Source organism: Salegentibacter chungangensis (genome assembly GCF_042678405.1).
GTDB classification, from domain to species: domain Bacteria; phylum Bacteroidota; class Bacteroidia; order Flavobacteriales; family Flavobacteriaceae; genus Salegentibacter_A; species Salegentibacter_A chungangensis.
Genome location: NZ_JBHTLI010000002.1, coordinates 386,679 through 409,270, shown reverse-complemented (window position 1 = coordinate 409,270; position 22,592 = coordinate 386,679). Strand labels below are relative to the sequence as shown.

Sequence of the window (22,592 nt, the reverse complement as noted above, 5' to 3'; positions counted from 1 at the left end):
ACAGAGAAGTTAAGCCCGTTAGCGCAGATGGTACTGCTATCTTGTGGGAGAGTATGTCGCCGCCTTGTTTTTGAAACCCCTTCAGGTTATCCTGGAGGGGTTTTTTTATACCCCTGTCCCAAAAAAGGATCTTTACAAAGTCGACAAAAACACCTAATAAAAAAGGCTTAGCCATACGCTAAGCCTTTCTTATTTTTTATGAGGATGTATTATTTAATCGAATAAGGCCTTTATAACCGTCTGAATTCCTTTAAACATTAAATAAATAGCCGCAAAAAAGGCAATCAAACCAAATATAAGAACCGCAATGTACAGCGGATGCTCCTGATTCTTAAATGCACTGAATAGAACAACAGGTCCTATTGCGCTAAGCGGTAAGGCACCTGCCAGGTATTTGAGTCCTTTAAATAATATTTCTTTGTTCGTGTGTTTCATTATTCAACGGTATAAATTGTGGTGTCAGTCTGTGATAATCTAAAATAACCAAAAGCATAATTTTGCCGGTTCGTTTCATTAAGGATGTTTCCTTTCACTGTAGCAGGTTTAGTCTCAAAAGGCCCGCCATTGTTTCCTCCAACCTGAGATCTTAAAATAAAAAGATACTCATAATAGGCCTTAGAAATTCCCGCCATTTCAATATTTATCTCGTCTCCCTGCTCGATATCTTCGTTGGAGTAATAACCAAAAATAAGATTTCCGTCGGTAAATTCATCCTCATAGATCTCCAGGGTAGCTTTATCGTCCCGGAAAAGGAAAAGGTAATAATTCCTTTCGTCTGGTGGATCTTTATAAAACACCTTGATCTCTATATCGTCTCCGTTAAATCCGCCATTTTTCGTTTGTTCAATATATTCTATATCGCTTACCGGGACCATAGTTTCTGAAGCTGAATAAACCTGGTCCTTATATTCAATTTCCAGCCGGTATTCCGCATTTAATTCAGGCCTAAAGTTCTGATTGATATAATGGCCATCCATATTATGGACAAATTGAAATTCTTCGCCGTTTTCTGAATAAACACTTACCTGTGCATCTTCTACAGGCGGGTTACCTTCGTTATAGAATGGGGAAGTCGTAGAAAGCTTTATTTTCTGCACATTGCCTTCGGTCCCTTTTTCCCAAAGGAGCGATGCTTCAACAACAAGCCTCGGCTCAGAGTTTTCCAACGGAATGTCCACAACTTTTTCACAAGAGGTGAATACCAACGTAGTAATTAGAAATATGTAGCGCCTGAACTTCATTAAAACTCAAAATTATAGGTTACCGAAGGAATAATCCCGAAAAGAGATAAACGAACGGCTTCATTAATACCGGTATCACTGTTCTCTCTGAAACTTATGGAATAGGCATTATTACGATTATAGACATTATAAATCCCAAAATTCCACGAAGATTTGAATCTTTTTCCGGAATTCGGTTTAGGTACAAAATTAGCTGAAATATCCAATCTATGATAATCAGGTAGGCGATTTGAATTTCGGTCACCATAAACCGGGATAGTTATGCTCTCATATTCGTATTGCCCAACGGGATATGTGGTGGCCAGCCCGGTTTGATAGGCGAAATTGGCGTTGAATTGCCACTTTTTATTCAATTGGTAGCTTGCAGTAATGCTCAAATCGTGAGGTTTGTCGTAATTGGAATTATACCAATGCCCATTGTTTATTCCTGTTTCCCTTGCAGTACGGCCGGGGGTTCTTTGTTCAGATTTGGAAAGAGTGTAAGCCAGCCATCCTGTAAATCTTCCTTCATTTTTTCTGAAGAGTAATTCAAGGCCGTAAGCTCTTGCCTTTCCCGGTAATATTATCTGTTCTATCGCATTGTTTGCGATCAGGTTGGCTCCGTTTATATAATCTATTCGATTCTTAATTTTCTTATAGAATCCTTCAATTTCTAATGAATATTTATCCTGATGTAAATTTCTGAAGTAGCCAATTGCATACTGGTCTAGGAGCTGTGGCTCTATAAAAGGGCCGGAGGGTGCCCAGACATCTAAAGGTGTAGGCGAACTGGTATTTGAAATGAGGTGGAGATATTGAGCCATCCGGTTATAACTGGCTTTAATTGATTCATTATCGTTGAAAGAATAGGCCAGAGCCAGCCTTGGCTCGAGATTAGTAAAAGATTTCAGTATCTCAGACCTTTTATCTACACGACTCCCTGTGGGTTCTGCTTCTGAATAAATATCGAGCTCTTCATTGTAGATTAATGCTTCACCATTCTGATAAGTGTTTAAGCCGTTCTGGCCGAGGCGGAAAAAATTGCTAAGACGCAAACCATATTCTGCTGAAAAATTCTTGGTGATATAGTGTTCAGCCGAAATATAAACGGCACTTTCCAAGGCATATTTATTCGTGAGTTTAAAATAATTGATCCCTGATTCCTCATTTATGGGCTCGATCTCCCCCGGGTTAAATTCGTAGTAAGTATTATGAAGACCGTATTTCAAATTCAGGTCATCATTAAGATAATGATTGAAGTCGTATTTTAAATTCAGGTTCTTTATCCCGCTATCCCAATTGAAGCCTACAAAATCAAGGGTTAATCCATAATAATAGTCACTATAGATCACCGAAAGATTGGTGAAGATATCATCGGTCATCACATGATTCCACCTGAGGTTTAATACCGCATTACCGTAAGTATTCTGAAAATTCTTGTTGATGTTGAAAACATCTCTTCCAAAATAACCGGAAAACAGCAGCTTGTTGCTTTCATCAAGCCGGTAGGTAAGTTTTGTGTTCAGGTCATAGAAATAAGCCGAATTCTCATTATCTGTAAGTTTCAGAAAAAGATGGGCATAGGAACTTCTTCCGCCAACCAGGAAAGAGCCTTTATCCTGAACAATCGGGCCTTCTGCAAGTAATCTGCTGGAGATCACACCAATTCCGCCTTTAGCCTTAAACTTACGACTGTTCCCGTCCCGTTGGTAAATATCCAGAACCGAAGAGACTCTGCCTCCGTACTTGGCCGGGATACCTCCTTTGTACAGGCTTAAGTCTTTGATGGCATCGGGATTAAAAACCGAAAAAAGTCCAAACAGGTGGGAGGAATTAAAAATAGTGGCTTCGTCAAGGAGAATTAAATTTTGATCTACCGCACCACCCCTCACATTGAACCCGGAAGAACCTTCCCCAGCATTGGATACACCCGGAAGCAATAGCAGGGATTTGACTATATCTACTTCCCCGAAAATTACCGGTAGCTTTTGAATGGTGTTGATCGAGAGTTTATTAACGCTCATTTCGGGTTTCTTGATACTGAGCTTCTCAATATCACTGCTGATCACTACCTCATCCAGGTTTTCAGAAGTCTCATTAAGACTGAAGTTCAGCTTTGTGTCTTGACTGACCTGTACATTTCTCTCTATAGTTTCATAGCCGAGATAGGAGACAAGCACTCTGTATTCGCCCTGGGGAATCTTCAGGGCATAAAATCCATATTCATTTGTAACGACCCCGGTCTTGAGGGAAGGGATAAGAATATTTACGCCAATAAGCGTTTCGTTACTGGATTTGTCGGTCACGGTTCCGTTCAGAATATAACTCTGAGAACTCACAGACCAGGATAAACCAGCAAGAAGTATTAATAGCAGTAAGTACCGGATGTTCAATTTTTTAGTAAATATACAAGACCTGGTAGTGATAAAAAAGTTCAATTTTCTGAATTAGGTCCTGTTTACTGCTATTTTCCGCTTTTCCTTTACAGAAAAACGCATTAACAGGCCAAAACTAACCGAAAGGCACATTAAAAGAATTACGGCCAGGGGCAGAACACTTGAGGTGTGGAATAAACTAATCGCAAATGAAGCCAGTGCTCCAAGTATCATTTTAAGACTTCCTATTAGCGCTGATGCCCTGCCTGCTTTGGTTGCGAAAGGTTCCAGAGATAACGCAGTTGTGTTTGGATTTTGAAAGCCTAAGAGGAATAGTATTGAAAATAATAATCCTACAGTAGCGTAAAAATTCGGACCAATCAGGCTGTTCACCAGGAAAAGGGAAGCAAGACCGACCAATACAATACTGTTAAAAAAGGTGATCTGAAATGTGGTAAACCTTCTTAAGAATAACCTGTTTATCTGGCTGCCGAGTATTAACCCGGCGGCATTTATGCCAAACAACATTCCGAACTCCTTTTGAGAAAGATCAAAATTACTCATAAACAATCTTGGGGCATCTGAGATATAGGCGAACATTGCTCCAATGGTGAAACTCCCGGCTATGGAGAAGCTCCAGAATTTTTCGTGAGTAAGAATACCGAAATATTTTCGGAGCACTTTATTCAGGTTCAATTCCACCATTTTATCGGGTTCTATACTCTCCGGTAGGAATCTGTATACACTTAAGATCATTAGGAATGAAAATAAGGCCAGGAAGAGGAAAATGATCTTCCAGCCCATTCCTTCAATAATGAAGCTTCCAACGGTAGGGGCGATAATTGGAGCACCTCCCATTATGAGCATCAGTACTGAGATTGCTCCTGCCACTTCATTTACCGGAAAAATATCACGTACAACTGCTTTTGCAGCTACCATCCCGGCTGCAGCTCCTACAGCAAGGAAAAACCTTGAAATGATGAGCCAGGTTAAGTTTGGGGAAAGGAAGCAGCTGATGGCTGCCAGGAAATAAATTCCCAGCCCTATCAATAAGGGTTTTTTTCTTCCAAATTTGTCCATTATGGGGCCATAAGCAAGTTGCCCAAGGGAGATCCCTATAAAATAACTGGTAAGGGTAAGGCCTACATTGGCTACAGAAGTATTGAAGTCTTCGGCAATTCTTTTAAAACCGGGCAGGTAAGCATCTATAGAAAAAGGTCCAAGGGCGATCATTGTGCCCAGAACCAGTAATATTATAGCTTCTTTCTTTTTATTTCTTCCTTGCGGAGTCGTATTCATCTTGCAAATTTCGCAAATGAATACAAACCATAAACCCATAAATGAGGGTTTAACGAAAGATTAATATGGGGTTATGGATGCCATAATTTTTAGTTGAAAAAAATGAGGAGTCCGTAATGCGGGTGTTACAAAATTGAAGATTTCTCAGGTGGCTGAGCTCTTCAGGTTAGATGAAATGCGAAAAAATAAAAAAAGCTGCCGGATTCCGGCAGCTTTTTGATTCAGTATAACCTGATAATTACTTCAAAATGCTGTTCAGGGTCTTACTTGGCCTCATTGCTTTCTTTGTAAGTTCCTCATCAGGAAGATAATATCCGCCAATATCTACTGGAGAGCCCTGAGCATCGATCAACTCCTGGTTGATCACTTCTTCGTTTTTCTTCAACTGCTCTGCTACAGGGGTGAAGTATTCTTTTAACTGAGCATCTTTATCCTGTGCTGCAAGAGCTTCTGCCCAGTACATAGCCAGATAAAAATGGCTTCCGCGGTTATCAAGCTCATTCACTTTTCTTGAAGGCGACTTTCGGTTTTCAAGGAATTTATTGGTTGCATCATCAAGCCCTTCTGAAAGGACCATAGCTTTTGGGTTATTGTATGTTTCACCCAAGTGTTCCAGTGAAACAGATAATGCAAGAAATTCTCCAAGGGAATCCCATCTTAAGTGGCCTTCTTTTACAAACTGCTGAACGTGCTTAGGAGCAGAACCTCCGGCACCGGTCTCAAACAATCCTCCCCCGTTCATTAAAGGAACAATGGAAAGCATCTTTGCACTTGTACCAAGCTCCAGAATAGGGAAAAGGTCGGTAAGGTAGTCTCTTAGTACGTTACCGGTTACCGAGATCGTATCTTTTCCTTCTCTCACTCTTTCAAGAGTGAATTTTGTAGCTTCTACCGGAGACATAATTCTTATATCAAGGCCTTCGGTATCGTGCTGCGGAAGATACTGGTTCACTTTTTTGATGATCTCTGCATCGTGAGCTCTGTCTTTATCAAGCCAGAAAACTGTTGGCATTCCTGTGGCCTTTGCGCGATTCACGGCTAACTTCACCCAATCCTGAACAGGAGCGTCTTTTACCTGGCACATTCTCCAGATATCTCCTTCTTCTACTTTATGTTCAATCAGGGTTTGTCCTTTAGAGTTTACCACACGTACAACTCCATTTGCAGGAATCTCAAAGGTTTTATCGTGAGACCCGTATTCTTCGGCTTTTTGGGCCATAAGACCGACATTAGGAACAGTTCCCATTGTGGTAGGATCAAAGGCTCCGTGTTTTTTACAGTCTTCAATGGTCTCCTGGTAAACTCCGGCGTAACTGCTATCAGGAATTACAGCCTTGGTGTCCTGAGTTTCATCATTTTTATTCCACATCTGTCCTGAAGTCCTGATCATTGCAGGCATAGAAGCATCAATGATCACGTCACTAGGTACGTGCAGATTGGTGATTCCTTTATGAGAATTCACCATAGCGATATCCGGACCATTTTCAAGATCAGCTTTGATATCAGCCTCAATCTTTTCCTTTTTATCGGCAGGAAGTTTTTCTATGGCACTAAGTACGTCTCCAAGTCCGCTGTTTGGATCAGCCCCTGCTTCTTTAAGTTCAGTTCCGTATTTTTCAAATACATCTTTAAAGAATACCTTCACCGCGTGACCAAAAATGATGGGGTCTGAAACCTTCATCATGGTAGCCTTCATATGAAGAGAGAAAAGCACGCCTTTATCTTTGGCGTCTTTAATTTGCTCCTGAAGGAAAGCTACTAAAGCTTTCTTGTTCATTACAGTAGCATCTATGATCTCTCCCTCTAGAAGATGTACTTTTTCTTTTAATGTTTTTTTATCGCCTGAATCTGAAGTGAATTCAATGCTAACATCACCTTCTTCAGAAAGTGTAAGCGATTTTTCGTTAGACCTGAAATCGCCGTGATCCATTGTAGCTACGTGAGATTTAGAGTCTTTGCTCCATTCTCCCATTTTATGCGGATGTTTTTTGGCGAAGTTCTTAACCGCTTTCGGAGCTCTTCTGTCAGAGTTTCCTTCCCTAAGCACGGGGTTTACGGCACTACCTTTTACTTTATCGTATTTTGCCTTGAATTCTTTTTCTTCTTCGGTCTTTGGCTCGTCCGGATAATCAGGAAGATTATATCCTTTTCCTTGTAATTCCTTGATCGCTGCTTTAAGCTGCGGAATGGAAGCACTGATGTTAGGAAGTTTGATAATATTGGCTTCCGGTTTCTTTGCAAGTTCTCCAAGTTCTGCTAGCGCATCAGGTACTTTTTGATCGTCTTTTAATTGCTCCGGAAACTGGGAAAGTATTCTTCCGGCAAGGGAAATGTCTTTGGTTTCAAGTTCGACGCTGGCTGCTTTGGTGTAGGCCTGGACAATCGGTAAGAAGGAATATGTCGCTAGGGCAGGGGCCTCGTCGGTTTTGGTATAGATAATCTTTGATTTCTGTGTCATTTTTTAATTTTTTGATTGTAATTAGAGCCAATAAAGCCCCGGCAAGACCAGGGCGAAAAAGTCCTGCGCAATATAAGATTTTTCAGGCGTTTATCATAGTTACAGGGTGGTTAAAGCTTGTTAATAATTGCTAAGAAAGCAATAAAAAAAGCCATTTCATCTTAGCATCTAAAATGAAATGGCTTCTACTGAAATAACACGTTACCGCTAGACAATATACATCCTAAAGGGATTTTATCCCAGTGTGTGTTATTTCACTTGAAACGTTTTAAAACCTTAGAAAGATTCTAATTCGTTCCAAAAGTGGTTTTCATCCTTCAAACTATTTTTGACCTGGCAAAAAATGAGCGTTATATAGAGGCTGAAAACCATATGTAAAGAACTTAACTCTACATCAAAATTATGCAACTCTCTGAGAGAGTCGAAATTTGATACTTCAATTTAAGCAATTTTACTTTTTGGTGAAAGCTTTTTAACTATTTAATTAGATGATATTTATCAACAAAAAAGCCACCTTTTTCAGGTGGCTTTTTATGATAGTTATAAAAGATCGAATTATCTTTTAGCTTCTTTAATACGGGCCTTTTTACCGGTAAGACCTCTGAAGTAATAAATACGTGCTCTTCTAACTTTACCTCTTTTATTAACTTCAATCTTTTGGATTGCAGGTAAGTTTAGAGGGAAGATACGCTCTACACCAACTGTACCACTCATTTTTCTGATGGTAAAGGTTTGAGAAGCTCCAGAACCTCTCTTTTGAATTACTACCCCTCTAAAGAACTGGGTACGGGTTTTCTGACCCTCTTTAATTTCGTAATAAACGGTGATGGTATCTCCAGCCGAAAACTGAGGAATATCCTTCTTAGCAACGAATTCGTCTTGTACGTATTTAATTAACGATTCCATAATTGTTTGTTTAAAATATAACCCGGAACAACATTCACGGTTTTCGCCAGAGGTTGTTTCAGAATGGCTGCAAAATTAAGAATTTTAATTTTAATTACAAGCAGTTTATTTATTTTTCTTCCTCGTCTAACAGGTCTGGCCTCAGCCTTTTAGTGCGCTCATAAGACTGTTCTTCTCTCCAGGCTTCGATCTTTGGAAAATTACCTGAAGTAAGCACCTCGGGAACCCTCCATCCTTTATATTCTGCAGGTCTGGTGTACACAGGCGGTGCTAACAGGTTGTCCTGGAAGGAATCGGTTAGGGCAGAGGTTTCATTGCCAAGTACGCCCGGTATAAGCCGTATAACCGCATCGCAGACTACCGCAGCTCCAAGTTCTCCTCCGGAAAGCACATAGTCGCCAATCGAGATCTCCTTTGTGATGAAGTGATCCCTTACGCGCTGGTCTACACCCTTATAGTGGCCGCATAGGATAATGATATTCTCGGCAAGAGAGAGCTTGTTGGCAGTTTTTTGCTCAAACCGTTCTCCGTCGGGTGTCATATAGATCACCTCGTCATAATTGCGCTGACTCTTAAGGTTGGTAATGCATTTGTCTATAGGCTCTACCATCATAACCATTCCTGCACCGCCGCCAAACTGATAATCATCAATTTGCTTATAATTGTCGGTTACGTAATCCCTTAAGTTGTGAAAATGGATCTCCACAAGCCCTTTTTTGATTGCTCTTTTTAAAATGGAAGCTTCAAACGGACTCTTAAGCAGGTCTGGAACTACGGTTATTATATCAATGCGCATTTTGTTGTTCTTTTAGGCTCGCAAAGATGAGGATTTAAGACAGATGATAAATCTAACTGTTGTTTTTGTTTTTCTCATCCTGCAGCATTCTTCCAAGCTTTTGCTCTTTTTCAAGAGATTTGGCACGGTAAGCATCAAATTCAGCTTCGGTCTCCTTTAGCCTTTTGTTAGCTTCTTTCGTGGTAGCATTGGAGTTTTTGAATTTGTATATAAAAATAAGAAGGGCAGCTACAAGCAGGCCAACGATCCCCCACATTAGAGCCATATAACTTCCTTTGCTGAAAGGCATTCCGAGGAACTCTATAGCATCTTTTTCGGCATTTACCTTTTCAAGTTCTGCTTCGGTAGACTCCAGTTTTTCATTAAGTTTTTCAATTTGTTCCGCCTGCTGATCTTCGGTGTTCTTTTGAACTGTTATCTCATCCTTTAATTGCTGGATGTACTGATTGGTACGATTCTTCAGGCTTACCAGTTCTTCATAGTCTACAACTTTATAGCCCTGGTAGTTGTTTGAAGTCTCGATTAGTTCATTGAACTCCTGTTGAATAGGGTTGGAAGTACTCAGGGAGTCCTGAGCATTTACATTCAGTCCTGCCACAAAAACAAATAGAAGTGTAAAAATAGTTTTGTTCATTTTTTAGGGGTTTTCAAATTAATACACACAACGTCGCGGCAACAGACATATTGTTAATTCGGATTCTTTATTGCGTCCGGTTCAAATAACCGGTTTGTAATTAGATTTTTAGGTGTGCAAAATTAAGAGAATAAAATAAAAAACCCGCCTAAAAGACGGGTTAAAATTTCAGAAGTTTATTCCTTTCTAGTAATAGGTGAATCTCCTTACTTTTGCAATATACTTTGCAAGTCTTATCACCTGGTGGCTATAACCATATTCATTGTCATACCAGATGTAAAGAATAATATTCTTGCCATCGTTTGAAACAATGGTGGACTTACTGTCATAAATAGCCGGAGCTGAAGAACCGATAATGTCTGATGATACCAGTTCGTTATCTATAGAATATTTTATTTGCTCTACAAGATCGCCTTCCAAAGCATATTTTTTCAGAATAGAATTCACTCCATCCACTGAAGTTTCGCTTTGCACCTCAAGGTTCAGGATCGCAAGAGAGCCGTTGGGTACGGGAACTCTGATCGCATTCGAGGTAAGTTTGCCTTCAAAGACCGGTAGGGCCTTAGCTACCGCTTTTCCTGCTCCGGTTTCAGTGATGACCATATTTAATCCTGCGGCACGACCACGGCGATATTTGCTGTGCATATTGTCTACCAGGTTCTGGTCGTTGGTATATGCGTGAATGGTTTCAAGATGTCCGTGTACTACTCCAAGTGAATCTTCAACCGCTTTAAGAACAGGAGTGATGGCATTGGTGGTACAGGAAGCCGCTGAAAAAATGGAGATCTCATCAGGATTGTATTCCGTATGATTTACGCCGTGTACTATATTAGGGATTCCTTTTCCTGGGGCTGTAAGTAAAACTTTTGCTGCGCCTTTTGCTGAAAGGTGTCGTTTAAGAGCTTCCTCATCACGGAAAGCCCCGGTATTATCAATAATTAGAGCATCCTCGATACCATATTCGGTATAGTCAATATCTTCCGGCTGATTTGCCGAAATGATGTGCACCGTAGTTCCGTTGATGATCAATGCAGATTTTTCAACATCTACGGCAACAGTTCCTGAAAATTCTCCGTGAACAGAATCGCTTCTTAAAAGAGAGGCTCTTTTTTCAAGTACATTTTCGTCTACTTTTCCGCGGGTTACCACGGCACGAAGTCTTAACTGGTTTCCTTTTCCGGTCCTGGTCATCAGTTCCCTGGCAACAAGCCTTCCAATTCTTCCGAAACCATAAAGCACAACATCTTTTGGCATAACCGTTTCAGTTTTTTTGGCATCCTTAAGCTTGTTAGAAACAAATGCCATTGCATTGCCGTGCTGTTCATCTTCAAGGTGGTACTCGTAAGTAAGTTTTCCGATATCCAGTTTTGCAGGAGGCAGGTCAAGGTCTTTAATGGCTTGAGCGATCTCAACAGAATCAAAGATCGAAATTGGCTTTTGCACAAATTCACCTGCATATTCGTGCAAATTAAGAATATCGCTTACATTTCGGTTAATTAGCTGGTTTCTGAAAAGTACCAGTTCTATGGATTTGTCATACCACAAATCACTTACAATTTTAATGAATTCTACCGTGGCCTTTCTTCTGTTGGCCTGAAATGCAAGCTCTTTTTCGTAAACTTTGTTAAAGCTCATTTTTGTTATGTTGTTTGTTTAGAATTGGCGCAAAAGTATATATTTCAAACGTTTTCGTAAAAGTTTTTTGAATAAAAAAACTCCCTCTTAATAAGGGAGTTCAGACTCGATTTTGATAAAAAACGTTTTACCTCCATACAAGGCGCTGTTTTTGCCCAGACTTGTCTATAAAGGTTACCACAATAGGTTCAGTACTGCTTCTTGCTGCAAATATTTTTTGAACATCCCTGATGCTGGATACCTGCTGATTATCGATCTCGGTAATAATGGTTCCTACCAGTTCGTCGGCAGGGAGACTTTTTACCAGGGTTCGGCTAATCTTAACCCCGTGCTCGGCTTTGGCCTTTTCCAATTCGGCTTTTGTGGCATTTGCAACCTCAAGGCCTATCGCCTGAATCTGGTAAGAATCATACTTGGTAAGCTTTACGTTCACTTCTTTTTCTTCGCCATCTCTTAAGATCCTTACCAGGACTTCATCATTGGGCCTTTTGGAGTTGATATACCCCGTTAGGTCTGAAAATTTCTTGATCTCGATATTATCTATTTTCCTGATAACATCTCCCGGTTTCAGGCCTGCTTTTTCAGCTCCGCTGCCGGTGGTCACATCTGCAACATAAACTCCCTGTGAAGTACTAAGGTCGAATTCTTCCATCGCCTGCTGATTAATGCTTCCCCCGCGAATACCCAGGATTCCCTGTTGTACATCGCCATACTCCATAATATCTTCAACGATCTTGCGTGCATTGTTAGAAGGAACGGCAAAGGCATAGCCAATATAGCTTCCGGTTTGAGAAGTAATTGCGGTATTGATTCCTATAAGTTCTCCGTTAATATTAACCAGTGCACCGCCACTGTTTCCCGGGTTTATCGCGGCATCGGTCTGGATAAATGATTGAGGGGTTGCATCCCTGGTATTCAGGTCCCTGGCTGTGGCACTAATAATGCCGGCCGTAACCGTAGATTTTAGGTTAAATGGGTTACCGACAGCTAAAACCCACTCGCCGAGTTTTACATTATTGGAATCTCCAAAAGGGATATATTGAAGATCTTCGGCATCTATTTTAATTAGAGCAATATCAGAAATTGGATCTGTCCCTATGACTTCAGCGGTATAGGTTTCATTATTGTTAAGGGTGACTTCAATCTCACTGGCACCTTTTATCACGTGATTATTGGTGACTATAAAACCGTCAGGAGAAATAATGACTCCTGAGCCTGCTCCCTGAAGTGCCCGACCGCCCTGATTTCCGCGGAAATAATATTCCCACGCATTTCTCGGGCCTTTAAAGACGGCTACGTTTTTTACGTGAACCACGGCGTGTACGGTCTTTTCGGCAACTTCGGTAAAATCGGCATTGGTCCCGTAAGCCCTGGTAGAAAGGTCGGCAGGGATAAAATTATTTTGAGCGGAAGTATCCTTGGGCAGAGAAGGTATTGTGTTCTGATCTTCGAAAAAAAGTTTATAGCTTCCCAGGGTAAGGGCTCCTCCTAAAACTGAAACGATAAGTAAACTGGCGAATCTCTTCATTTTAAGTAGAATTTTTAATTAATCAACTATATATATTATAAATTTAGTATGTGTTCCTTGGAACTTTAACGACCATTTAACACCCCGAAAATCTGCTTGTTTATTGTATATTTGTGCCACTCAAAAAGTATTGGATGAAATTGACATTTTATAAATATCAGGGCACCGGAAATGATTTTGTGATGATAGATAATCGTCAGGAAATTATTTCCAAAAATAATACCAAATTAATCAGTCGCCTGTGTGACCGTAAATTTGGCATAGGTGCTGACGGTCTCATTCTGCTGGAGCATCCGGAGAGAGCTGAAGATGACTTTAAAATGGTCTATTTCAATGCAGACGGCAACCAAAGCAGTATGTGCGGGAATGGAGGAAGATGTCTGGTGGCTTTTGCCAAATTCCTGGGAATCATTAAGGAGGAAGCTTCTTTTACGGCTATAGACGGGCCTCACAAGGCAAAGACCAATAATGGCCTGGTAAGTCTGCAAATGCAAAACGTAGATGAAGTTAATCAAACCGGGAATACTTCTTTCCTTGATACGGGTTCTCCGCACCATATCGTGTTTACCAAGAATGTGAAAGATCTGGATGTAAAGGTAGAAGGAGCCACGATCAGGTATTCTGAAGAATACCGAAACGGGGGCACCAACGTAAATTTCGCTGAACCCGAAGAAGAGAATACCTTTTTAGTGAGAACCTATGAGCGTGGTGTTGAAGATGAAACGCTTTCCTGCGGTACCGGTGTGACGGCTGTCGCTATTGCGGCAAACTCTTCGGGACGGGCCAATGGGAATAATATTAAGCTTATCGCTCCGGGTGGTGAACTCTCGGTTTCTTTCGAGAAATCTTCTACCGGTGCTTACGAAAATGTATGGTTAACCGGGCCTGCAGAAATGGTATTTAAAGGAGAGATGGAATGCTAACTTTAAAAGGAGAGAAAATTTACCTTAGGGCACTGGAGCCTGAAGACCTGGATTTTGTTCATTGTATAGAAAATAAGGAAGATCTTTGGGAGGTTAGTGCTGCGCAAACTCCTTATTCCCGTCACCTGATAAGACAATATCTCCGCAACTCTCATCGTGATGTGTATGAGATGAAACAGCTTCGCCTTGTTATCTGTAACCTGGAAGGAGCCCAGGTGGGTTTAATAGATATTTATGATTTCGATCCTAAGAGTCGCCGGGCAGCTTTGGGAATCATCATAGCAGAAACTTCAGACCGGAAAAAAGGCTATGGAGCCGAAAGCCTTGGCCTTATCTGTAAATATTGTTTTAATCACCTTGATCTTCACCAGGTTTATGCTAATATTGGCGAGGATAATCTCGCCAGCAGGCGCCTTTTTGAAAAACAGGGCTTTGAGAATACCGGCATAAAAAAAGACTGGAACCTGGTGAACGGTTCCTTTAAAGATGAACTTTTATATCAGCTTATAAATAATGTACATTAAAAAAATCTTAGTGGCTGTGGCTTTGCTTGGGATCATAGCTTTATCAATTTTCAGCTATTACATCTATACAAGTATCTTTTCAGCAAATACCGCTTTTTCAGAAGAACAGGCCGTGGTGCTGGTGCCTACCGGAGCCGACTACCAAATGGTCTTAGATAGTATAAGACCCTTGGTGGATGATCTTGAGTCCTTCAATATCGTGGCTCAGAAGAAGGCGTATGATCAAAATATAAGGGCGGGGAGATTTATCCTGAAGAAAGGGATGAACAACAACGAAATGGTGAATACTCTTAGGAGCAGGAACATTCCTTTAGATGTAACCTTTAATAATCAGGAAAGGCTCGAAGATCTGGCGGGGCGGGTTGCTGTGCAGATAGAAGCCGATAGCGCTTCCTTGTTGAAAGCTATGAAAGAAGAGAAATTTCTCAAGGAGAACAAACTTTCTGAAGCCCGGGCAATGGCAATGTATATCCCGAATAAGTATGAATTTTTCTGGAATACTTCAGCCGAAGAGTTCCGTGAAAGAATGAAAAAGGAATACAACAGATTCTGGAACGAATCAAGATTGAAGAAGGCCGAGAGCATAGGCTTGAGTCCCGAGGAAGTGTATACTCTGGCATCCATTGTTCAGAAGGAAACAGCAAAAGTGGACGAAAGGCCGCGGGTAGCAGGAGTCTATATAAATCGTTACAAGAACGGGTGGAAGCTCGATGCCGATCCTACCGTGATCTATGCTATAAAAGAAAGGACGAAGAAATTCGATACCATTATAAAAAGAGTGCTCTATAAGGATCTTAAGCTGGATTCTCCCTATAATACTTATATGTACAAGGAATTGCCTCCCGGACCCATAGCGATGCCCGATATTTCATCTATTGATGCGGTCCTTAATTATGAGGATCACGATTACTTCTATTTTGTGGCAGACGTGAAGAATTTTGGCTATCATAAATTCGCCAAAAACCTAGCTCAACATAACAGAAATAAGCAGGAATATGTGCGTTGGATCAACGAAAAAGGCATCAAACGATAAAATATTTTCAAGGACTTTTCTTTAAGAAAGCTCTAACTTGATCATTAGCTGTTTCTTATAGTTTCGTTAAGCTTGCTGTAACTTTTGGTTTTTGTTTAACAGGCTGTATATCAAATTATTAAAAATTGTTGTACATTTGCTGCCGCAATTTGGAGAGGGTTTAAAACCTTTATTTTAGGCTTAGACCGTTAACTCTTCAGAAACTAAATGTAATGAGAAAGAAAATTGTAAAATTTTCAATCTTGCCTGTTTTTGCAGGCTCAATGCTTTTTAGTTTTTCAACTAAGGAAGCGGCAAAACTGGAGGCTTTTTCTACAGCAAACCTGGATCTTGATTATACTGTTTCTCCGGAGATTGTAAATGAGATCAAAGAACCTCAGATTATTGTTTCTCCACGTCTCGGAAAATCCTATTTGGGTTTTAAAGAAGCTGTAGGTTTTAAAGAATCCCGTGGGGACTATAAGACCATCAATGATTATGGTTATCTCGGAAAATACCAGTTTGGAAAAGGAACCCTGGAGCTTATTGGAATTTACGACACTCAGGAGTTTCTGAATTCTCCAGAATTACAGGAAGCAGCATTCTATGCCAATGCTTCTCGAAATAAATGGATCCTAAAAAGAGATATAGACCGTTTTGTAGGGAAAGTGATAAACGGGGTAGAGGTGACCGAATCCGGAATTCTTGCTGCTGCACACCTTGCGGGTCCTGGTAGTGTGAAGAAGTATCTTAGAAGCTGGGGCGCTCAGGCCTTTAGTGATGCGTTCGGGACTACTATTAAAACCTATATGAAGCGATTTAGCGGGTATGATACCTCCTTTGTGAAGCCTGAAAGACTACCAAGAGTATCTCTAAACTCCTGACCTAAATTTCTTTTTGAATAATAAATATAGCCGGTCTTTTATGAAGATCGGTTTTTGTCTTTTTCCAGTCGGCTATTGGCTGGGTTAAGATGAATTCAGTTGGTAATGTGAGATCACAGGCGATACAAAGTCTTGTGGCCGGATGAAGGTATTGTTTGAGATCCTCCAGAAGTTTTTCATTTCTGTAAGGGGTTTCAATGAATATTTGCGCCTGATTTCTTTCGGCCGAAATGCGTTCGAGCAATTTCAATTCCTGTTTTCTTTCTTTTTTATCTATTGGTAAATATCCGTGAAAAGTAAAACTTTGACCGTTCATTCCGCTGCCCATCATTGCCAGTAGAATGGAAGATGGTCCAACAAGCGGAACAACCTGGATTCCCTGTTGGTGAGCCAGCTTCACAATTTCGGTCCCTGGATCTGCAACTCCCGGGCAACCGGCTTCACTGATGAGTCCTATATCATTTCCCTTTCTGCATTCTTCAAGAAAAGATGGTAATTCACTGATCTCTGTAAATTTGTTCAAAGCATATAATTTCAACCGAGACTGCTCTTTGGAAGGGACCAGTTTTTTGATCCTTCTCCTGGCGGTCTTTTCGTTCTCAACAATATAAGTGCTGATTCGTTCTACGGTTTTTTGCACCGGTGCGGGCAACACCTCAAGTGGTTCTGTTTCGCCCAGAGTTGTAGGGATAAGATATAACTTACCGGAATATTTGTAGGGCGAACTGCTCATTATAATCTTATTTCTGTCTTAGTTTCTCTGCGATGATCTCGCAGGCTTCTTCTAGCATCTGGTAAACATTCTCGAAGCCGTGATCTCCTCCAAAATAAGGGTCGGGAACATCCACATTCTCTCCCGGGAAGATCTCATTGAGGATAAGTTTTACTTTTTCCTTTTCTTCTTCAGCTTTAGCAAGCGAGATCACATCTTTGTAATTGGAGTTATCCATTACATAAATATGATCGAATGCATCAAAATCGGAAGCCTTGAATTGCCTTCCGCGCTGGTCAGTGATATCCAGATTGTATTTTCTGGCAATGGCAATAGAGCGTTTATCAGGTTTTTCATCTATATGATAATCCCCCGTTCCAGCCGATTGCACTTCAATTTCGTCAGAGTTTACTTTCGATTTCAGAATTCCTTCGGCAAGAGGCGATCTGCAAATATTGCCTAAACACACCATCAACACCCTGGTTTTCATAAATGTCTTTTTATATCGTCAGTTTCTTGTTGAGGTCTTCAACAAATTTTTTGAATTGTTTATCCGTAGATGAAAGGTTGTCTACCGTTTTGCAGGCGTGAAGCACGGTAGCGTGATCACGATTGCCAATTTGCGTCCCGATACTCGCCAGGGATGCCTTGGTGAACTTTTTAGAAAAGAACATCGCAAGTTGCCTTGCCTGTACGATATGGCGTTTACGGGTCTTAGACTGCAGGGTTTCCACATCCATCTGGAAGTAATCGCTTACTACTTTCTGAATATAATCTATGGAAACTTCCCGCTTTGTATTCTTAACGTAGTTATCAACAATCTTTTTAGCCAGTTCAAGCGTCACATCTTTTCTGTTGAAAGACGAGTGTGCGATAAGGGAAATGATTGCTCCTTCCAATTCCCTGATGTTCGCTTTGATGTTGTTGGCAAGGAATTCAATAATGTCTTCCGGCATTTCAACTCCATCGCGGTAAAGCTTATTCTTGATTATGGACACTCTAGTTTCAAAATCAGGGTGCTGTAATTCAGCTGAAAGTCCCCATTTGAATCTTGAAAGCAAACGCTGTTCAATATCCTGCATATCTACCGGTGCCTTATCACTGGTAAGAATCACCTGTTTTCCGTTCTGGTGAAGGTGGTTAAAGATATGGAAGAATACATCCTGTGTTCCTGCCTTTCCTGATAACAACTGAATGTCATCAACTATAAGTACATCTATAATCTGGTAGAAATGAATAAAATCGTTACGATTATTCTTCTTAACAGACTCTATATATTGTTGTGTGAATTTTTCAGCAGAAATATAAAGGACCGTTTTCTCAGGATAATTATCCTTGATCTCAACACCAATTGCGTGAGCAAGATGGGTTTTACCCAGTCCAACTCCTCCAAATATCAGTAGAGGGTTAAAGGAAGTGCCTCCTGGTTTATTCGCCACGGCCATACCTGCAGAGCGGGCAAGCCTGTTGGAATCGCCTTCAAGGAAATTCTCAAAGTTGTAACTCGGGTTTAACTGAGATTCAATTTTTACATTTCGGATTCCCGGAATAATGAAAGGGTTCTTTAATTCGGGATTCTTATTCTTGATAGGAACATCTACCTCCTGAGAAGACATATTTGTACGCTGGGTACTCGGAATTTTTTCAGTGAACGGAAGTTTATTTCCGTAGGTGTTCTCCATTTTAATAACATATACCAGTTTTGCCTTTTCTCCCAACTCGCGGGTAAGGGATACCTTTAGTAATTTAACATAGTGTTCCTCCAGCCATTCATAGAAAAATTTAGAAGGTACCTGTATGCTTAATGCACAATCGGTAAGTTTTACTGCTTGTATAGGTTCAAACCAAGTTTTGTAGGCTTGAGGGGTGATGTTGTCTTTTATAAAAGCTAGACAGTTATTCCAAACTGATTGCGCAGTTTCTGACATGCTAGATTGTACGTTATTTAGTGATTAGTAGAAAGTTACAATTGATGTACGAAATTGGTTTTTTTCGTACTTCGGTGGAACAAATATGTGAACAAAAAATGTAAAAAAAAAACCATTTTGGGGTTGAATTTTAAGAAAATTTTATGCATACTTAATTCCGCTTATGAAAGTACAAAACCTCATTCACTTATCCGATAAAATTGCCGATGAATTCTCATATTTCTTTTGTTAAAGTGCGTTACGCCGAAACCGACCAGATGGGGGTGGTGCATCACGGAAATTATGCGCAATACCTTGAAATTGCGCGTATTGACTGGCTTAGTGAGCTCGGTATCTCCTATAAGACTATGGAGGAAGAGGGGATCATGCTGCCCGTATTCGAGATGAGTTTTAAGTTTAAAAAACCGGCGGTATTCGATGATAATCTGAAGATTGAGACCCGTCTAAAGCAGCCTCCAAATGTTAAAATTGAGTTTGAGTATCTGATCTATAATGAGAAAGGTGATTTATTAACAACAGCCTCCACTGTTTTGGTGTTTATGGATGCAAAATCCAAACGTCCTGTAAGGTGTCCTCAGTATATAATAGATAAGTTGCAGGCTTAATCTTCCAGTCTTTTGATCTCTACTTTATAGGTAGTGTCAAATTTTTCGAAGATCGCATCGGCTTCTTTTTTTCTTACCGATAAGTAAATTTTGCAATCCAGTTCAAGTTTCTGGTCGATTACATTCAGGTCGTTTTCTTTGATGATCCGCATTACCGTATTCATCTCTGGATAGTCAAATTTTACCACAAAGGTTTCGTCTATGGTTCTTTTAACGATATTGGAGTTTTCAAGTGCCATTTGCGCAGCCGTCTTGTACGCGTTAATAAGGCCGCCAACTCCCAGCTTTACTCCGCCGAAATATCTCACCACTACTATAAGTACATTGGTGACATCGAAACTCTGGATCTGTCCGTAAATAGGCATCCCGGCTGAGTTTGAAGGTTCCCCGTCATCATTGGCGCGATATTGCGGATCGGTTTTTCCGAGCTGCCAGGCATAGCACCAGTGCCTTGCTTTATGGTGCTTCTTTCTCAGGTCTTCCAGGTGGGCATTGGCTTCTTCTTCAGTTTTCACCGGAAAGGCATAACCGAAAAACTTAGAATTTCGGTCTTTGAACAGAACTTCTTTAGAAGGCTTGGTTATGGTTTTATAAGTATCTTTCATAATTAGTGCTTTCTGTTATTCCGCCCAGGGAATTATGAGTTCGCCACCAACAGAATTCCTATTACGGCCAGGGCGATCCCTATCCAGTTTTTCCTGATTAGTCTCTCCCTGAAGAGCGTTATCCCTATGAGGGTGGAGGCAAGGACGATCCCTACGTGATTGATGGTGAAAAGAACTGAGCTCTCGAAGCCCGGACTCCTTAAGGCCATCACGAGAAAATATATCGAAAAATAATTTGGTATTCCCAGGGCTATCCCCCCAAGGATGTTCTTTAGGTTCAGTTTTAATTTTCCTAAAAAGGCTTGTATTATGAGAATGCAAACTCCTAGGCTGCCCGCGATCGCAAATATGGTCGAGGAGAACAGGCCTACATCCTGTTCAGAGACGTAGGAGTTCTCCAGAAAGTTAATAGTGGTGTCTATGATCCCGCTGCCAAGGAATACCAGCAGAGGGAAGACCAGGTTCTTTTTTTTAATACTGATGCCTTCTTCACTTTTAATAGAGGTAAGGTAAACAGCTGCTAAAGCCAAAATAATCCCTATGATCTTAAAGGCTCCGGTGCTTTCGTTATACAGGAAGATCCCGCAAAAGACGGGGATGGCTACCGACATTTTTGTTGCAACCGAGACTACCGAAAGTCCGCTGCGCTGTGTAGTAAGGGCGGCAAGGTAAAATACGCTGATAAAAAGCATTCCTAAAATCAGGGTTCCCGGAAACCAGGATTCCTGAGGGATACTTGTGATATCCAGGTTCTCGATATACCCGAAAAAACCAACGGTGCAGGCTACAAAATAATTCACTATGATGGCCTGCAGGGTGTTAACGCCATATTTTCTGTAGAGTTTGAAGACCACAAAAATAATGCTCGAAGAAAGTATGCTGAGGAGAATATAGATCAAAATAATTCTTTTTTAGCGGTGAAAAGATCTATAACATCCTCCCGGGTAGGTTCAATATTCCAGGTGTGAAGGCCTAGCTGCGCTGCAGCTTCAGTATTTTCTTTAGTGTCATCTATAAAAAGGCATTCCTGTGGCTGCAGCTCGTGCGTCTCCAGGACGAACTCATAAATATTGGCATTTGGTTTTCTGAAGTTGATCTCGTGAGAAAGATAAAAGGCGTCAAAACATTTTTTGAAGTCTTCAAAGAACGGAACATTCTTTTTTATCCAGTCGATATGTATCTCGTTGGTATTGCTTAAAAGTATTAGGTGATAATCCTTTTCTTCAGATAGCTTCTTTATGAACTGGTAGCGATATTCCGGAAAATCGATCAGGATGGCATTCCACGAATTCACGATCTGTTCGCTTTCCAGATGAGGGAATTCCTCACGATAAAAACCGATGAACTCGTCGGAGCTGATAAGGCCTTTTTCGTATTCCAGGTTCTTCTCCAGGATGACTTCCGGGAACTCCGAAACTTTCAAGGCCTCCATCTCTTTTTTGGTTGCGGCCTTGTCGAGATTAACAAATACATCTCCAAAATCGAATATTATGGTCTTAATCATTAGTATATATCTTTAACTTATCGTCTTCAATAGTTTGTTCCTTAATCAGGTTTCCTTTCAACCGGGGAGCCTTCACTCCGGTTTTAAACTGAATATTACCTGTGAAAACCCGTGCCTCATCCCAGAGCCCGGCATCTATAAAACCTTGAATGCTTTGGGATCCGCCTTCGATTATTACAGATTGCAATTCGTATTTGTATAAGATTTCGCAAATCTGTTCAGGAACGTTTTTGCTAAAATCAATCCTTTCAAATTTTAGGTTTTCAGAATTATTTAATCCCGGTTCTTCACAGATCACGATAGTTTTTATACTCCCGTCAAATACAGCCGAATCCTTCAAAATTCTATGGTTTCTGTCTATGACTATTCTTACAGGGTTGGGACCTTCCCATAGCCGCGTGTTCAGTTTAGGGTTGTCGGCCACAGCAGTATTAGTGCCAACAAGTATGGCTTGCTCCTCGGCCCGCCATTTATGGACCAGCTGTTTGGAGTATGGATTCGTGATCCATACCGGTTCTCTTTTATCCTGTTTTTCAGGCGCTATAAAGGCGTCTTCGGTTTCAGCCCATTTCAGAATAATATAGGGCCTTTTCTTTTGATGAAAGGTGAAAAAACGCTTGTTGAGCTCGCGGCATTCTTCTTCCAGAATTCCTACTGCAATCTTACATCCGGCGTCCATCAGTTTCTTAATGCCTCGTCCTGCCACTTCAGCGAAAGGGTCTACCGTGCCTATCACCACCTTTTTTATACCGCGGGCAATGATAAGGTCACTGCAGGGTGGGGTTTTTCCATAATGACTACAGGGCTCCAGGCTTACATAAATGGTGGCGTCCTTTAAAAGCGAAGCATCTTCTACCGAATTGATCGCGTTCACCTCGGCGTGGGCTTCCCCGGCTTTGTAATGCCAGCCCTCGCCAATTATTTTGTTTTTATGAACAATAACGCTACCTACCATAGGATTTGGATAGGTGGTTCCAAGGCCGTTTCGGGCCAATTGTATACAGCGTTTTATATATTTTTCGTGTATCTTCACGCCACAAAAAT

The 22,592-nt window shown here is 40.9% G+C and carries 22 protein-coding genes; 5 read left to right on the top strand and 17 right to left on the bottom strand.

All coding sequences use genetic code 11. The annotated features are described in order from the left end of the window. Positions 1-213: 213 nt before the first annotated feature. The 10 genes from ACFQ3Q_RS12460 to ACFQ3Q_RS12415 all read right to left on the bottom strand — a co-directional run bounded on the left by ACFQ3Q_RS12460 (position 214) and on the right by ACFQ3Q_RS12415 (position 12,851). Positions 214-435 (bottom strand): DUF6095 family protein, encoded by a 222-nt coding sequence (locus tag ACFQ3Q_RS12460; protein WP_380746337.1) that lies wholly within the window; start codon positions 433-435, stop codon positions 214-216. Beyond that, positions 435-1,241, bottom strand: a complete 807-nt coding sequence (locus ACFQ3Q_RS12455) for a DUF4249 domain-containing protein (protein ID WP_380746335.1) — start codon at positions 1,239-1,241, stop codon at positions 435-437. The genes ACFQ3Q_RS12460 and ACFQ3Q_RS12455 overlap by 1 nt, the downstream gene beginning before the upstream one ends. Next, positions 1,241-3,559: a TonB-dependent receptor gene (locus ACFQ3Q_RS12450; RefSeq protein WP_380746333.1), complete on the bottom strand. Its 2,319-nt coding sequence runs from the start codon at positions 3,557-3,559 to the stop codon at positions 1,241-1,243. Before ACFQ3Q_RS12450 ends, ACFQ3Q_RS12455 begins: the two co-directional genes overlap by 1 nt. Before the next feature lie 108 nt (positions 3,560-3,667). Further along, positions 3,668-4,894 (bottom strand): multidrug effflux MFS transporter, encoded by a 1,227-nt coding sequence (locus ACFQ3Q_RS12445; RefSeq protein WP_380746331.1) that lies wholly within the window; start codon positions 4,892-4,894, stop codon positions 3,668-3,670. 238 nt (positions 4,895-5,132) lie between these two features. After that, positions 5,133-7,352 carry an NADP-dependent isocitrate dehydrogenase gene (locus tag ACFQ3Q_RS12440; RefSeq protein ID WP_380746329.1) on the bottom strand — a complete coding sequence of 740 codons (2,220 nt, stop codon included), beginning with the start codon at positions 7,350-7,352 and terminating at the stop codon, positions 5,133-5,135. Positions 7,353-7,907: 555 nt separating this feature from the next. After that, complete coding sequence (gene rplS, locus ACFQ3Q_RS12435; RefSeq protein WP_380746327.1) at positions 7,908-8,258, bottom strand: 50S ribosomal protein L19; 351 nt, start codon at positions 8,256-8,258, stop codon at positions 7,908-7,910. Positions 8,259-8,367: 109 nt separating this feature from the next. Continuing rightward, positions 8,368-9,054, bottom strand: coding sequence for a tRNA (guanosine(37)-N1)-methyltransferase TrmD (gene trmD, locus ACFQ3Q_RS12430; protein ID WP_380746325.1), 687 nt, complete (start codon positions 9,052-9,054; stop codon positions 8,368-8,370). Positions 9,055-9,106: 52 nt separating this feature from the next. Next, positions 9,107-9,688 (bottom strand): hypothetical protein, encoded by a 582-nt coding sequence (locus tag ACFQ3Q_RS12425; RefSeq protein WP_380746323.1) that lies wholly within the window; start codon positions 9,686-9,688, stop codon positions 9,107-9,109. Positions 9,689-9,874: 186 nt separating this feature from the next. Next, positions 9,875-11,323: a glyceraldehyde-3-phosphate dehydrogenase gene (locus ACFQ3Q_RS12420; protein WP_380746321.1), complete on the bottom strand. Its 1,449-nt coding sequence runs from the start codon at positions 11,321-11,323 to the stop codon at positions 9,875-9,877. 127 nt (positions 11,324-11,450) lie between these two features. Continuing rightward, a complete protein-coding gene (locus ACFQ3Q_RS12415; RefSeq protein ID WP_380746319.1) occupies positions 11,451-12,851 on the bottom strand; it encodes a S1C family serine protease in 1,401 nt (466 codons plus the stop codon). Positions 12,852-12,985: 134 nt separating this feature from the next. Between ACFQ3Q_RS12415 and dapF the strand changes: the two genes are divergently transcribed. The 4 genes from dapF to ACFQ3Q_RS12395 all read left to right on the top strand — a co-directional run bounded on the left by dapF (position 12,986) and on the right by ACFQ3Q_RS12395 (position 16,194). Next, the gene (gene dapF / locus ACFQ3Q_RS12410; RefSeq protein ID WP_380746317.1) at positions 12,986-13,774 is read left to right on the top strand and encodes a diaminopimelate epimerase; all 789 of its coding nucleotides are present in this window, start codon (positions 12,986-12,988) and stop codon (positions 13,772-13,774) included. After that, positions 13,768-14,298: a GNAT family N-acetyltransferase gene (locus ACFQ3Q_RS12405; protein ID WP_380746314.1), complete on the top strand. Its 531-nt coding sequence runs from the start codon at positions 13,768-13,770 to the stop codon at positions 14,296-14,298. The genes dapF and ACFQ3Q_RS12405 overlap by 7 nt, the downstream gene beginning before the upstream one ends. Then, a complete protein-coding gene (gene mltG, locus ACFQ3Q_RS12400) occupies positions 14,288-15,331 on the top strand; it encodes an endolytic transglycosylase MltG (protein WP_380746312.1) in 1,044 nt (347 codons plus the stop codon). Before ACFQ3Q_RS12405 ends, mltG begins: the two co-directional genes overlap by 11 nt. Positions 15,332-15,543: 212 nt before the next feature. Continuing rightward, complete coding sequence (locus ACFQ3Q_RS12395) at positions 15,544-16,194, top strand: peptidoglycan-binding protein LysM (protein ID WP_380746310.1); 651 nt, start codon at positions 15,544-15,546, stop codon at positions 16,192-16,194. Position 16,195: 1 nt separating this feature from the next. Here ACFQ3Q_RS12395 and ACFQ3Q_RS12390 read toward each other — a convergent pair whose 3' ends face one another. Genes ACFQ3Q_RS12390 through dnaA form a run of 3 tightly spaced genes read right to left on the bottom strand, consistent with a single transcriptional unit; the run spans position 16,196 to position 18,834 of the window. Continuing rightward, positions 16,196-16,927, bottom strand: a complete 732-nt coding sequence (locus ACFQ3Q_RS12390) for an SAM-dependent methyltransferase (protein ID WP_380746308.1) — start codon at positions 16,925-16,927, stop codon at positions 16,196-16,198. A gap of 7 nt (positions 16,928-16,934) precedes the next feature. Next, positions 16,935-17,396: a low molecular weight protein-tyrosine-phosphatase gene (locus ACFQ3Q_RS12385; RefSeq protein ID WP_380746306.1), complete on the bottom strand. Its 462-nt coding sequence runs from the start codon at positions 17,394-17,396 to the stop codon at positions 16,935-16,937. A 10-nt stretch (positions 17,397-17,406) separates the two neighbouring features. Then, entirely contained in the window at positions 17,407-18,834 is a 1,428-nt protein-coding gene (gene dnaA / locus ACFQ3Q_RS12380) for a chromosomal replication initiator protein DnaA (protein WP_380746304.1), read from the bottom strand. 206 nt (positions 18,835-19,040) lie between these two features. Here dnaA and ACFQ3Q_RS12375 point away from each other — a divergent pair, with 206 nt between their 5' ends. Then, positions 19,041-19,439 carry an acyl-CoA thioesterase gene (locus tag ACFQ3Q_RS12375; protein ID WP_380746302.1) on the top strand — a complete coding sequence of 133 codons (399 nt, stop codon included), beginning with the start codon at positions 19,041-19,043 and terminating at the stop codon, positions 19,437-19,439. On the opposite strand, the gene ACFQ3Q_RS12370 is transcribed toward ACFQ3Q_RS12375, so the two are convergent. Genes ACFQ3Q_RS12370 through ribD form a run of 4 tightly spaced genes read right to left on the bottom strand, consistent with a single transcriptional unit; the run spans position 19,436 to position 22,581 of the window. Further along, the gene (locus ACFQ3Q_RS12370; protein ID WP_380746300.1) at positions 19,436-20,044 is read right to left on the bottom strand and encodes an IMPACT family protein; all 609 of its coding nucleotides are present in this window, start codon (positions 20,042-20,044) and stop codon (positions 19,436-19,438) included. The two genes, ACFQ3Q_RS12375 and ACFQ3Q_RS12370, sit on opposite strands and share 4 nt — an antisense overlap. 32 nt (positions 20,045-20,076) lie before the next feature. After that, a complete protein-coding gene (locus ACFQ3Q_RS12365; RefSeq protein ID WP_380746298.1) occupies positions 20,077-20,943 on the bottom strand; it encodes an EamA family transporter in 867 nt (288 codons plus the stop codon). Next, positions 20,940-21,548 carry an HAD family hydrolase gene (locus ACFQ3Q_RS12360; protein ID WP_380746296.1) on the bottom strand — a complete coding sequence of 203 codons (609 nt, stop codon included), beginning with the start codon at positions 21,546-21,548 and terminating at the stop codon, positions 20,940-20,942. Before ACFQ3Q_RS12360 ends, ACFQ3Q_RS12365 begins: the two co-directional genes overlap by 4 nt. Further along, a complete protein-coding gene (gene ribD / locus ACFQ3Q_RS12355) occupies positions 21,541-22,581 on the bottom strand; it encodes a bifunctional diaminohydroxyphosphoribosylaminopyrimidine deaminase/5-amino-6-(5-phosphoribosylamino)uracil reductase RibD (protein ID WP_380746294.1) in 1,041 nt (346 codons plus the stop codon). The genes ACFQ3Q_RS12360 and ribD overlap by 8 nt, the downstream gene beginning before the upstream one ends. Positions 22,582-22,592: the final 11 nt, after the last annotated feature.